The organism is Streptomyces sp. NPDC006430, from assembly GCF_040612395.1.
Taxonomy (GTDB): domain Bacteria; phylum Actinomycetota; class Actinomycetes; order Streptomycetales; family Streptomycetaceae; genus Streptomyces.
Genome location: NZ_JBEXQA010000033.1, coordinates 54,140 through 66,852 on the forward strand (window position 1 = coordinate 54,140; position 12,713 = coordinate 66,852).

General features: G+C 71.8%; 10 protein-coding genes. 4 read left to right on the forward strand and 6 right to left on the reverse strand.

The genetic code is table 11. The features are described from left to right. Positions 1–2: 2 nt before the first annotated feature. From ABZZ20_RS31045 to ABZZ20_RS31065, 5 genes are all read right to left on the reverse strand, one after another. Complete coding sequence (locus ABZZ20_RS31045) at positions 3–1,118, reverse strand: DegT/DnrJ/EryC1/StrS family aminotransferase (protein ID WP_356875335.1); 1,116 nt, start codon at positions 1,116–1,118, stop codon at positions 3–5. After that, positions 1,115–1,879 (reverse strand): acetyltransferase, encoded by a 765-nt coding sequence (locus tag ABZZ20_RS31050; RefSeq protein WP_356875337.1) that lies wholly within the window; start codon positions 1,877–1,879, stop codon positions 1,115–1,117. Before ABZZ20_RS31050 ends, ABZZ20_RS31045 begins: the two co-directional genes overlap by 4 nt. Further along, complete coding sequence (locus tag ABZZ20_RS31055) at positions 1,876–3,030, reverse strand: DegT/DnrJ/EryC1/StrS family aminotransferase (RefSeq protein WP_356875339.1); 1,155 nt, start codon at positions 3,028–3,030, stop codon at positions 1,876–1,878. Before ABZZ20_RS31055 ends, ABZZ20_RS31050 begins: the two co-directional genes overlap by 4 nt. After that, entirely contained in the window at positions 3,027–4,031 is a 1,005-nt protein-coding gene (locus ABZZ20_RS31060; RefSeq protein WP_356875341.1) for an NAD-dependent epimerase/dehydratase family protein, read from the reverse strand. Before ABZZ20_RS31060 ends, ABZZ20_RS31055 begins: the two co-directional genes overlap by 4 nt. An 88-nt stretch (positions 4,032–4,119) precedes the next feature. Continuing rightward, entirely contained in the window at positions 4,120–5,220 is a 1,101-nt protein-coding gene (locus tag ABZZ20_RS31065) for a Gfo/Idh/MocA family oxidoreductase (protein WP_356875343.1), read from the reverse strand. Between the two features lie 408 nt (positions 5,221–5,628). Between ABZZ20_RS31065 and ABZZ20_RS31070 the strand changes: the two genes are divergently transcribed. The 4 genes from ABZZ20_RS31070 (at position 5,629) to ABZZ20_RS31085 (ending at position 11,090) form a co-directional block, all read left to right on the forward strand. Further along, positions 5,629–6,495 carry a glycosyltransferase gene (locus tag ABZZ20_RS31070; protein WP_356875345.1) on the forward strand — a complete coding sequence of 289 codons (867 nt, stop codon included), beginning with the start codon at positions 5,629–5,631 and terminating at the stop codon, positions 6,493–6,495. 117 nt (positions 6,496–6,612) lie between these two features. Next, positions 6,613–7,971, forward strand: coding sequence for an MFS transporter (locus ABZZ20_RS31075; protein WP_356875347.1), 1,359 nt, complete (start codon positions 6,613–6,615; stop codon positions 7,969–7,971). A gap of 8 nt (positions 7,972–7,979) precedes the next feature. Continuing rightward, positions 7,980–8,993: a TolB-like translocation protein gene (locus ABZZ20_RS31080; protein ID WP_356875349.1), complete on the forward strand. Its 1,014-nt coding sequence runs from the start codon at positions 7,980–7,982 to the stop codon at positions 8,991–8,993. Positions 8,994–9,230: 237 nt separating this feature from the next. Beyond that, a complete protein-coding gene (locus ABZZ20_RS31085) occupies positions 9,231–11,090 on the forward strand; it encodes a M1 family aminopeptidase (RefSeq protein WP_356875351.1) in 1,860 nt (619 codons plus the stop codon). A 91-nt stretch (positions 11,091–11,181) separates the two neighbouring features. Here the strand turns inward: ABZZ20_RS31085 and ABZZ20_RS31090 are convergent, their stop codons facing one another. Beyond that, the gene (locus tag ABZZ20_RS31090) at positions 11,182–12,459 is read right to left on the reverse strand and encodes an Nramp family divalent metal transporter (protein ID WP_356875353.1); all 1,278 of its coding nucleotides are present in this window, start codon (positions 12,457–12,459) and stop codon (positions 11,182–11,184) included. Positions 12,460–12,713: the final 254 nt, after the last annotated feature.

Consider the following 12,713-nt stretch of genomic DNA (forward strand, 5'->3'; position numbering starts at 1 on the left):
CGTCAGCGCAGGGCGTCGGTGAGCGCGTCCACGACCCGCCGCTGCTGAGCTGCGGTGATCTGTGGGAAGAGCGGGAGGGAGAGCATCCGGTCCGCGGCCTGTTCGGCGTGGGGGAAGTCCCCGCGACCGTGGCCGAGGTGCCCGAAGGCCGGGGTGAGGTGGACCGGGGCCGGATAGTGCACGCCGGCGCCGATGCCCTCGGCGTTGAGCTTGCCGACGACCGCGTCACGGTCCGCGCCGTGGACGCGGACGACGTACAGGTGCCACACGTGGACGTTGCCCTTGCCCGTGACGGGCAGGGTCAGGCGTCCGGCGGCGGCGAGATCGCCCAGCAGTTCGTCGTAGCGGGCCGCGGCCGTGCGGCGGGCGGCGTTGCCGTCGGCCAGCAGGGCCAGTTTCGCCCGCAGTACGACGGCCTGCAGACCGTCCAGCCGACTGTTGAAGCCGGCCACGTCGTGCCGGTACTTGGCGGTGCCGCCGTGGTTGGCCAGCGCCCGCACCAGGTCGGCCGCCTCGGCGTCGTCGGTCACCACCGCGCCCGCGTCGCCGTACGCACCCAGGTTCTTGCCCGGGTAGAAGCTGGTGGCGGCGATCTGGCCACTGCCGGGCGAGCGGCCGTCCCGGGTGGCTCCCTGGCTCTGCGCGGCGTCTTCGACGATCCTGACGTGCGACGGCAGCTGCGCGGCCAGCTCCGCGGCGGCGGCGCACTGCCCGTACAGGTGGACCGGGACCACGGCGCGGGTGGCCGTTCCGACCGCGTCGAGCGCGGCCTGCGGGTCCATCAGCAGGGTGTCGGGGAGGCAGTCCACCAGGACCGGCCGGGCACCGATCCGGGCGACGGCCCCTGCGGTGGCGATGAAGGTGTTGGCGGGCAGCACCACCTCGTCCCCGACGCCCACCCCACGGGCACGCAGGGCCAGTTCGAGGGCGTCGGTGCCGTTGGCCACGCCGATGACGTGGTCGACCCCGGCGAAGGCGGCGTACTCGCGCTCGAAGGCACGGACCTCCTCCCCGCCGATGAAGGCGGTGCCGGCCAGCACGCGGTCGAATCCGGCCCGTAATTCCTGCGCGACTTCGGCGTGCGCCGCCTTCAGGTCGACGAGCGGTATCTGGTTCATCCGACTGTGCTCCCCATCCGTGTCTCCGGCCTCCGGCCGGTCTCCTTGCCATCGGCCCGCAGCTCATCGAGTGCCGGGCCGTCCGCCGCGCGCAGCCGGCGGGCCGGGTTTCCGGCCCACACCTCTCCCGGCGGCACGTCGGCCAGTACCGTGCTTCCCATACCGGTCAGCGACCAGGCGCCGACCGTGGTGTGCTCCCGCACGAGCGCGCCCGCGCCCACGTATGCCCCCTGCCCCAGCCGCACCCCGCCGCCGAGGCGGACCCCCGAGGCGAGCGTCGCGTAGTCCCCGACGGTGTCGTCGTGGGTGAGGACCACGTGCGGCATCACCGCCACGTGCGCCCCCACCCGCACCGCCGCGGTCAGTACGCAGTGCGCGAGCAGCACCGAGCCCGCGCCGATCACCGAGGACGCCGAGACCGCCGCCGTGGGGTGGACCACTGTCGCGTAGCGGCTCGCGGGCAGTGCCAGGCGGCGCACCAGACGGGCCCGTACCGCGTAGTCGCGCGGACTGCCGACGCAGACCACGACCCGGGCGGCCGGCCGGCCGTGCACCAGGTCGCATCCGCCGAGCACCGGCACGCCGTCGATGTCCCGGCCGTGCAGGGCCGGGTCGTCGTCCAGGTGCCCGGCGAGCCGCCAGCGCGGGAGGTGCCCCCGCTCCCGGTCCGCGGCGACGGCGGCCCGTACGGCCTGGGCGGTCTCCCGGGCGAATCCGCCGGCGCCGACGATCAGCAGGTCCTGGGTGCCCGGCCCGCTCATCCGCCGGCCCGTTCGCGCAGCACCGCCACCACCCGGTCCTGCTGGTCCTGCGTCATCGTGTGGAACAGCGGCAGGATCAGCGAGTTGCGGCTGATCCGCTCGGTGACCGGCAGGGGCGCGGCCCCGTGTCCGGCGTAGGCGGGTTCCAAGTGGGAGGCCATGATGCCGCGCCGGGCCGAGATCCCGGCGTCGGCCAGTGCCGCGAGCAACGCGTCGCGGTCGACCGGGAAGTCGTCGGTCAGCAGCACCCAGTAGGACTGGAAGTTGCCCTCGCCGTATTCGGGGTCGCGGACCGGGCGCAGGCTCGGAACATCGGCCAGCTGCTGCGCGTAACGGGCCGCCAACGCCCGGCGGCGGGCCACGACGGCGTCCAGCCTGCCCAACTGCACCAGGCCGACCGCGGCCTGGATGTCGGTCATCCGGTAGTTGTAGCCGACCTCCAGATAGCTCTCGGCGATCGGCTTGCTGCTGGCGTGCCGCTGCGCCGCGGACACGTTCATGCCGTGCTCGCGCAGCCGGCGCAGGCGCTGGGCCCACTGTGCGTCGTCCGTGGTGACCATGCCGCCCTCGCCGGTGGTGATCACCTTGCGCGGGTGGAAGGACCAGGCCGCGATCAGGGCGCCGTGGCCCACGGACTTACCGCCGATGGTCGCGCCGATGCCGCAGGCGGCGTCCTCCAACAGCGCGACGCCCCAGTCGGCGCAGGCCGCGCGCAGGGCGTGCACGTCCGCCGGCACCCCGCCCTGATGGACGGCCAGTACTGCCTTCGTCCGCGGTGTGCGCACCGCGTCCACGGTGGCCGGGGTCAGGTTGCCGGTGGTCTCCTCGACGTCCGCGAACACCGGGTGCGCCCCGACGTAGCGCACCGCGTTGGCCGTGGCGATGAAGGACAGTGAGGGAACGACCACCTCGTCGCCCGGACCGAGGTCCAGCGCGATCAGCGCGAGGTGGAGGGCGGTGGTGCAGGAACTGACCGCGATGCCGTGCTCGGCGCCCACCCGCTCGGCGAAGGCCCGCTCGAACTCCGCCACCCGGGGTCCCTGGGCGACCCAGCCGGAGAGCACCGCGTCGGCGGCTGCCCGCGCTTCCTCCTCGCCGAGCCACGGAACCATGACCGGGATGCGGTCGGCGGTGGGGTCCTGGGAGCTCATCGGCCGGCCTCTCCGGCCGCGGCGTCGGAGCCGTCCGCCGCACGCTCGGCCCGCCACCACTCCACCAGGTCCCGCAACCCGCTGCGCAGGTCGACCTCGGCGGTGAAGCCGAGGCGTCCCGCGGCGTGGGAGGTGTCCGCCAGTCGACGGGTCACCCCGTTCACGGCGCGGGCCGGCCCGTGCTCCGGCACCAGCCCGTCCGCGCCCATCGCTTCCACCAGGGCGTGCGCCAGGTCGAGGAGGCTGGTCTCGACGCCGCTCGCGACGTTGAACACCTCGTCGGTCAGGTCGGACTCCGCGGCCAGCAGATTGGCCCGCGCGATGTCCCTGACGTGGGCGAAGTCCATGGTCTGGGTGCCGTCGCCGAGGATCAGCGGCGGCTCGCCCGCGGCGATCCGCTCCATCCAGCGGATGAGCACCTCGGTGTACAGCCCGTGGATGTCCATCCGGGGCCCGTACACGTTGAAGTAGCGCAGCGCGACGTAGTCCAGCCCGTACATGGAGTGGAAGCTGCGCAGCACGCCCTCGTTGAAGGCCTTCGCCGCCCCGTAGAAGGTGTCGTTGTTGTACGGGTGGTGGCGCTCGGTGGTCGGGAAGGACTCCGCGAGCCCGTAGACCGAGGCCGAGGAGGAGGCGATCACCTTGCCCACCCCGGCGGCGGCCGCGGCCTCCAGTACGTTGAACGTGCCGTCGACCAGCACCTCGTTCGCCAGCCGCGGTTCCTCCGCGCACTGGGTGATCCGGATGGCGGCGAGGTGGAACACCAGGTCGGCGCCCTCGGTCGCCTTGCGCACCGCGGTCGTGTCGCGGATGTCGCCCTCGACGACGTCCACCACACCGCTCGGCAGGGCGCGGGCCAGGTTGGCGGTGCGCCCCCGCACGAAGTTGTCGAGCACCACGATCTCGCGCGCCCCGTTGTCCACCAGCAGGTCCACCACGTGCGAGCCGATCGTGCCCGCCCCGCCGGTGACCAGAATCCTCTTGCCTCGTACGCTACTCAACGCCCTGCCCCTACTGAGTCGGTCATGGTGTTTCCTCCTGCGCCCGCCGCGGTGTACCCGCCGGCGGGTGAGATGGTGGCGGGGGCGGTCAACGCCCCGTGCGCAGTCCGACGACCGCTCCGCGGAACTCCAGGCTGCGGGAGGCCGCTTCGAGGATGTCGAGGACCTGGAGGCCCGCCCGGCCGTCGGTCAGTGCCGGCCGGCGCGTCCTGACGGCGGCGGCGAACTCCTCGACCATGCTGCGCAGGGCCTCCTTCTCACCGAGCGCGGGTGCCACCATGTCGCCGGTCCGGTAGGAGACGAGCATGTCGCGGCGTTCGTCCGCGCCGATCTCCTGCGGGGCCGTCAGGTCCACCCCGCGGTCGTACACGGCCACGCGCTGCGAGGGGTTGAGGTCGTCCCACACCAGGGTTCGTTTGGAGCCGCCGACCATCGTGGTGCGGACCTTCACCGGGGACAGCCAGTTGACGTGCACGTGGGCGATCGCGCCGGTGTTGAGTTGGAGCGTCAGGTAGGCCACGCAGGACTGGCCGGCGCCGATCGGGTCGGCCCCGTGCGCGGCGACGGCGACCGGCCGGACGTTCTCCGGGAGGATGAAGTCGAGTACCGAGAGGTCGTGGGGTGCCAGGTCCCACAGGACGTCCACGTCCTTCTGGACGAGCCCCAGGTTGATCCTGACCGAGTCGACGAACTGGATCTCCCCGAGTTCGCCGGAGCGGACCATGTCCCGGATGCGGGCCACCGCCGGGGTGTAGCAGTAGGTGTGGTCGCACATGAGGGTGAGGCCGCGTTCCTCGGCCTCGGTCACCAGCCGCAGTCCGTCCTCGTAGGTGGCGGCGAGGGGCTTCTCCACGAGGACGTGCTTGCCGGCTCGCAGGGCGGCCAGTGCGACGTCGAGGTGGGTGCCGGCCGGCGTGGCCACGGCGACCGCCTCGACGGCGGGGTCTGCGAGGACCTCCGCGTAGTCCGAGGTCGCACGGACCGTGGAGTAGCCGCCGAGCACCTGTCGGGCCCGGTCGACGTTCAGATCGCAGAGCCAACGGAGCTGGAACTGCGGACTGGACTGGAAGTTGCGGACGAGATTGGGGCCCCAGTAGCCCGCGCCGACGACGGCGACGCCTAACGGCTCCGCCGAGCCCGCGCCTGCGGTTCCGGCGTCCTGCTCCGCGTCCTTCGCGGTGTTCTTCACGGCGTTCCCCTTCCTTGCGCGCACGCCCTCGGGCGTGGCGACGACCCATGGCCGGGACGCGTGCGAAGGAAGGAGGTGCCGACGACGGCAGGCCGGGCCGCCTGCGCGACCCGTGCGTGACCAGCCCGACGGTGGTGGCCCCCCACGACCGATGCCCTACGTGTTCCACGTACGTGCGCCCCCCGGCCGTCCGGCACCCCTCGCGCCGGTCCGGCCACGGGCTGGCGGCCTGTTCCCCCAAACCGCCGAACCCGTACCTACCCCAACTGCCCTGCAACGACTGGATTTCTGCGTGGCCGAAGCACGCCGAATCCGGTCGGCTCCGTTCAATCTAGACCACCGGGCCTACCCCCGGGGGGAGTTGGAGAAAACGGGCGACTCGGCCGTTCGGGCATGCATACTTCCGGGGTGACCAGCATCGTGATCCCGGCCCACAACGAGGGCCGGGTCATCGGCCGGCTCCTCGACGCGCTCCTGGCCGACACCCCGGCGTCCGGGGTGGACATCGTCGTGGTGTGCAACGGCTGTACGGACGACACCGCCGCGGTGGCGGGCGCGCGCGGGCCGCGCGTACGGGTGGTGGAGGTCCCCGCTCCTTCCAAACACGCGGCACTTCGGGTCGGGGACGAGCACGCGCGCGGCTTCCCCCGCTTGTATGTGGATGCCGACGTCGTGATCGGGGCGGCCGACGTGCAGGCCCTGGCCGACGCCCTCACCGCCCGCTCCGACCTCCTCGCGGCAGCCCCGGGCCGCGACATCCCGTTGGCCGGCTGCGCCTGGTCGGTGCGGGCGTACTACCGGGTCTGGCAGCGGCTGCCCGCCGTCCGCGAGGGGTTGTTCGGGCGGGGGGTCATCGCGGTGTCCGAACCGGGGCACGCGCGGATCGCTGCCCTGCCCCCGCTGATGGCCGACGACCTGGCCGCCTCCTTGGCCTTCGCGCCGGAGGAACGGCGCGTGGTCGAGGCGGCCCGGGTCGTGGTGCACCCGCCGCGCACCTGGGCCGACCTGGTCAAGCGGCGTGTACGGGCGGCGACTTCGTCCGCCGAAATGGAGCGCTTCCAGGGGGCTCGGACGCCCGGACGGGAGTCGGCCGTCCCGTCCGCACGCACCAGCACCGGCGACCTGCGGACCCTGCTCCGGGCCCAGCCCGGGCTGCTTCCCGGGGTCGTGGTGTTCGTCGTCGCGGCGCTCGCCGCTCGCAGGGGGGCTCGTAGGGCCATCCGGAACGGAGACTTCTCCACCTGGCTGCGCGACGAGAGCAGCCGGCGGGGCTGAGCCGCCGCCCTGCGCGGCCGAATCGGGCCGCACGAGGCCCAGTTGGCCCGTACAACCACTAGGGTTCGACTCGCACGTGCGAGTGATCCAGACCGTCGGCACCGGGAGCACGAGAGCATGTACCTCGCGGACCGCTCCGCGCCCGACGGCGCGAAGACCGCATCGGGCGGGGGACCCGGCCGGTCGCCCGCCGTCGCCTCGGCGGTCCTCGCGCTGGGCTCGGTCAGCCTGATCACCGACGTCTCCTCCGAGATGGTCACGGCCGTCCTCCCCCTGTACCTGGTCGCCGGACTGGGCCTGAGCCCGCTCGGCTTCGGCGCGCTCGACGGCCTCTACAACGGAGTCAGCGCACTGGTGCAGCTGACCGGTGGGCACCTCGCCGACCGGGTCCGCAACCACAAGCTGGTCGCCGGCATCGGGTACGGCCTGTCCGCGCTGTGCAAGCCGCTGCTGCTGCTCGCGCACGGCCTCGGTCCGGTGGGTGTGGTCCTCGCGCTGGAACGCACGGGCAAGGGCCTGCGCACCGCCCCGCGCGACGCGCTGATCTCCCTCTCCACACCTGCCGAGTTACAGGGCCGCGCCTTCGGCGTGCACCGGGCCATGGACACCACCGGGGCCCTGCTCGGACCCCTCGCCGCCTTCCTCATCCTGAGGGCGGCGGTCGACGGGTACGACGCCGTCTTCGGCGTCAGCGCCTGCGTGGCCGCGCTGGGCGTCGTGGTGCTCGTGCTGTTCGTCCCGTCCGGTACGGGCACCGGCACCGGCACCGGCCCGAGCCGCCCGAAGCCCGGCGCGTCACCGGGGGCCGCCTCCCGCACCCCCGCCCCTGCCACCGCCCCCGCCCTCGCGGAGCACGGCGCGGTGAACCTCCGGAAGGCGCTGGGCCTGCTCCGCGTTCCCCGGCTGCGCGCCCTGGCCGCCTGCGCGGCCCTGCTCGGCCTCACCACCGTCAGCGACGCCTTCCTCTACCTGCTGCTCCAGGACCGCACCGGCATCCGCGAGCAGTGGTTCCCACTGCTCCCCCTGGGCACCGCCGCCGTCTTCCTAGTGCTGGCCGTGCCGGCCGGCGCCCTCGCCGACCGGTTCGGGCGCCGCACCGTGTTCCTCACCGGACACACCCTGCTGCTCGCCGGGTACGGGTTGCTGCTGTGGGCCCCCGACTGGTCCGCCCTTCCCCTTCTCGTCCTCGTGCTGCACGGCACGTTCTACGCCGCCACCGACGGGGTGCTGCCCGCAGCCGTCGCCGCGACCGTCCCGGCGGAGCTGCGCGCGACCGGTATCGCCCTCGTCGGCACCGGGCAGGCGCTGGCCCGCTTCGGCTGCTCGCTCGCCTTCGGCGGTGCGTGGACGCTCTGGGGCGCAGGCCCGGCGCTCGCCGCCGCCGCGGGCGCCCTGTGCTGCTGTGCGGCGGTGGCCGGCTTCGTCCTGCGTCCCACCGCCCCGGGAGCCGCTCCCGCCCCTGCCCGACACTCGTGAGGAACTCGATGACCCGCTCACGCCGGCTGCTCGTACTCGCACTGGCCGTGCTGCTCCTCGGGGGCCTCGGCACCGCGCTGGTGCTGCGTGCCGCCGCGCGCACCGAGCAGACGCAGGAGGGGGACCCGGCTGTCGCCCGGGGCCGGGTCACGCTGGACCGGAAGGACGCCCTGGTCTTCCTCAACGGTGCGCAGGGCCCGCACCGCGGGTCCCTCGTCTCGGTTCCGGCCAAGGCGCCGGACACCGAGCGGACGGCCTCGGGCCTCAGCTGCCAGCGCTTCTACGCGGCTGCGGGCACCGGCGTGTGCCTCAACTCCACCCCGGGGGCGCTCGCCCAGGACAACCGGGCCCTGATCGTCGACTCCGACCTGCGTACGGTGCGCAGCTTCCCGCTCGCGGGCGTTCCCTCGCGGGCCCGGGTCTCCCCGAGCGGTCATTTCGCCGCCTGGACCGTCTTCGTCTCCGGGGAGTCGTACGGCGCTGCCTTCTTCTCCACCCGCACCTCGATCGTGGACACCCGCACCGGGGCGCTCGAATCCGACCTGGAGAAGTTCTCCATCGTGCTGGACGGCCGCCCGTACACCTCGGGGGACGTGAACTTCTGGGGCGTCACCTTCTCCAAGGACGATGACACCTTCTACGCCACCCTCGGTACGGCCGGCCAGACGTACCTGGTGAAGGGTTCGGTCTCGCGGCGCAGCGTCACCACCCTGGCCCAGAACGTCGAGTGCCCGTCCCTTTCCCCGGACGAGACGCGCGTCGCGTACAAGAAGCGCGTACAGCGCGGCGCGTCCCTTTGGCGCGAACACGTACTGGACCTGCGGACCCTGCGCGAGCAGCCGCTCGCGGAGAAGCACAGTGTGGACGACCAGGCGGTCTGGCTCGACGACCGCACATTGGCCTACGCGCTGCCCACCGAGGGCTCGGTGGACAGCACCGACCTCTGGACGGTCCCGGCGGACGGTACGGGTGCGCCGCGGGTCCTGGCGCCGTCGGCCTCCTCACCGTCGCGCCTCGGCTGACGGATCCCGCAGGCCCGGGCTGACACCGAGCACCTTTTACCTCTCACGGATGGCATGCACCAGTCAATTCTGTCACGCTTCCGGCAGTCGTCGCCCCGACCCCGGGGAGACGCCGCAGATCTCACCCAGCACCGTGCCAGCGGTGCGCTCAGCCCGCAGCCGTCCTCCGGCGCACCCGAGCCGGGCGGACGGTCACCGAGCCGGCCGGAAAACCCGGCCGCTGCAAAGGAGTTCCGCGTGAGACCGACCCCCCACAAGACCCTCGCGGCGGGCGCATCCGCCCTCGCCGCGCTGGCCGTTGCCGCGCTCTGCGTCACCCCGGCCGCAGCCACGCCTCCCCGGGCGCCCGTCGCCACCGCCTGCACCCCGACGCAGGTGGTCGCCAACGGCGGCCTCGAAAGCGGCACTTCACCCTGGAACCAGTCGTCAACCAGCGTGATCACCAACCGCGCCGGCCAGAGCGCCCACGGCGGCAGCTACTTCGCCTGGCTGAACGGTGTCGGAACCACTCACACCGACACGCTGTCCCAGAGCGTGTCGATCCCGTCCGGATGCAGCACCGCCACCCTCACCTTCTGGCTGCACGTCGACACCGCCGAGACCACGTCGTCCATCACGTACGACAAGCTGACGGCGAAGATCGGCACCACGACGCTCGCGACGTACTCGAACCTCGACAAGAACACCGGCTATGCGCAAAAGTCATTCGACGTATCGGCGTTCGCGGGCCAGACCGTGACCGTCGGCTTCACCGGAACCGAGGACTCCAGCCTTCAGACGAGCTTCGTCGTCGACGACGTGGCCCTCGCCACCTCCGGCGGCACCGTCCCTCCGACGGACTCCACGCGCACGCCGGCAGCGCCTTCGTACACCGTCAGCCTGAGCAGCAACACGAGCGGCACGGGCTGGACCGGACACGAGAGTGCGAGCTTCACCAACGCCTCCGCCACCGCGCTCAGCGAGGTGTACCTGAGGCTGTGGGACAACTACCACGGCACCTGCTCCGCCATGCCGATCGCCGTCAGCAACGTCACCGGTGGCACCGCAGGCGCGCTCTCGGTCGGCTGCACGGCCCTCAAGATCGACCTGCCCACGCCCCTGGACCAGGGGCAGACCGCCACCATCGGCTTCGACCTGGGCATCACCGTGCCCAGCGGCGCCGACCGGTTCGGCTACGACGGGGCCTTCAGCTTCATCGGCAACGCCCTGCCCGTACTCGCGGTCAGGGACGCGGCGGGCTGGCACCTGGACCCGTACACCAACAACGGCGAATCGTTCTACTCCCTGGCCGCCGACTTCAAGGTGACCCTGGACCATCCGAGCACCCTCCTGGTCCCGGCCACCGGCGCCTCGGTCGACACCCCCGGCTCCAACGGACGCACGGTCACCACGGCCACCGCCTCCAAGGTCCGTGACTTCGCCTGGGCGGCCGGCCCCTTCAACAAGATCTCCGGCACCTCGACCGCCGGCACGCCGGTCAACGTCTACTCGGTCTCGGGGATCAGCTCGGCCGACTCCCAGTCGATGCTCACCACCGCGAAGACGGCTGTGGACGCCCACTCAGCCAGGTTCGGCAGCTACCCGTACGGCGAGTTGGACGCGGTGATCGACAACAACTTCTGGTTCGGCGGCATGGAATACCCCGGGTTCGTCCTCGACCTGGTCAGCACCACGGCGCTCACCCATGAGATCGGCCACCAGTGGTGGTACGGGATCGTCGGCGACGACGAGTACACCAGCCCGTGGCTCGACGAGGCGTTCACCGACTACGCCACCGACCTGGCACTGAACAAGACCGGCACCAACTGCTGGAACAACGTCGCGTGGGCCACCAGCGCCGAGAAGATCACCAACTCGATGGCCTATTGGGACGCCCACTCGTCCCGGTACTCCACCGTCATCTACGGCTACGGCAAGTGCGCCCTGCACGACCTGCGGCGCGTCCTCGGCGACAGCACCATGGCCAAGCTGCTGAAGGACTACGCCGCGGCGCACTGGTACGGCATCTCGACCACGGCCGAGTTCAAGGCAGCCGCTCAGGCCGCCACGGTCACGGACCTGACCTCGTTCTGGACCCAGCACCGCATCGAGGGCTGAGACCACGGCCTCGGTTCGCCGCGGGGAGACGCTCCCCGCGTCACGCGCCACGCCCGCGGCGAACCGAGCAGGACGACACGTGCCGCCACCGCTACCAGGGCAGCTCGCGCACCTGCTGTACACACAGCACCACGAACAGCAGCCCGGCAGCCGCGAGCATCGCGTTGCTGAGCAGGCCGTTGCGCCATCCGGCGGGCGTGCGCGAGGTGTTGAGCATCCACAACAGGGTGAGCGCCAGGAACGGCATGAAGAACGCGCCGATCACCCCGTACACGATGACGAGCCCGAAGGGCTGGTCGAGGAAGAGCAGACTGATGGGCGGGAAGGTGAGCCAGAGCAGGTAGGCCCGGAAGGGCAGGGACTTCTCGCGGCTCGTTCCGGGCGGCGCGAGGGACGGGCGGTACTTCGTGACGAAGTCCGCGAACATCAGGCTCACTCCGTGCCACACGCCGATCAACGAGGTGAACGACGTGGCGAAGAAGCCGATCAGGAAGAGCTTGGCGGTCGCCGTTCCGTAGCGCTCCGCGAGGATCGCACTGAGATCGAGCAACCCCCGGTCACCCTTCACGATCGCCACCCCGGAGGAGTGCAGCAGTTCGGCGCCGACGAAGAGCATGGCCACGACGAACACGCCGGTGGTGAGGTACGCGACCCGGTTGTCGAGCCGCATCACCTGCATCCAGCCGGCGTTCGTCCAACCCTTGGCGTTGACCCAATAGCCGTACGCGGCCAGTGTGATCGTGCCCCCGACACCGCCGATGAGGCCCAGCGTGTAGATCAGCGAACCGTCCGGAAGGACGGGCGCGAGACCGGCGAACGCCTCGCCGAGATGGGGCGCAACCCGGATCGCGAGATAGACGGTGACGAGGAACATGACGCCCACCAGCACCGTCATGACCTTCTCGAAGACGGCGTACCGGTTGAACCAGACGAACAGGAGCCCCACCAGACCGCACAGCACGGCCCAGCCCTTCAGGCCCATCGTGTCCGGGAAGAGCGCCGCGAGCGGGAGAGCGCTGGAGGACATCGCCGCTGCGCCGTAGACGAAGCCCCAGACGATGACGTATCCCGCGAAGTACACCGTGGTCCATGACCCGAGGCTGCGCCAGCCGTCGAAGAGGGTACGACCGGTGGCCAGGTGCCAGCGGCCGGCCGCTTCGGCCAGCGAGATCTTCACCAGGCAGCCGATCACGGCCGCCCACAACAGGGTGTAACCGAACTTGCCGCCCGCGATGAGCGTGGCGACGAGGTCTCCGGCACCGACACCGGTCGCGGCGACCACGATCCCGGGCCCGATGTATCGCCAACTGGCCTTGCGCGGGCGATTGTCCTCGCCCTCCCCCGTAACGGTCCGCGTGGTGTCCGCCATCCTCGCCCGCCTTCCCTTACGCCCTGCAGTGACCCGGTTACCCAAGCGGCTCGGCGGGAGGCGCGCAAGTGGCCCTGTGGAAGCTGCGATGCCCGCAGGCCACCTCGTGACCTGGGCACACCCCCTCCGCCGGACGCGAACGCCTGACCGGAGCACCCGTCTGATGCTCCTATTGGCAGTCAAGGGCTGCTGAGAACCTGAGGGTGGCCCGGTCAGGTTTGGTTGGGGTGCAGGGCGACACTGTCCGATCCGAC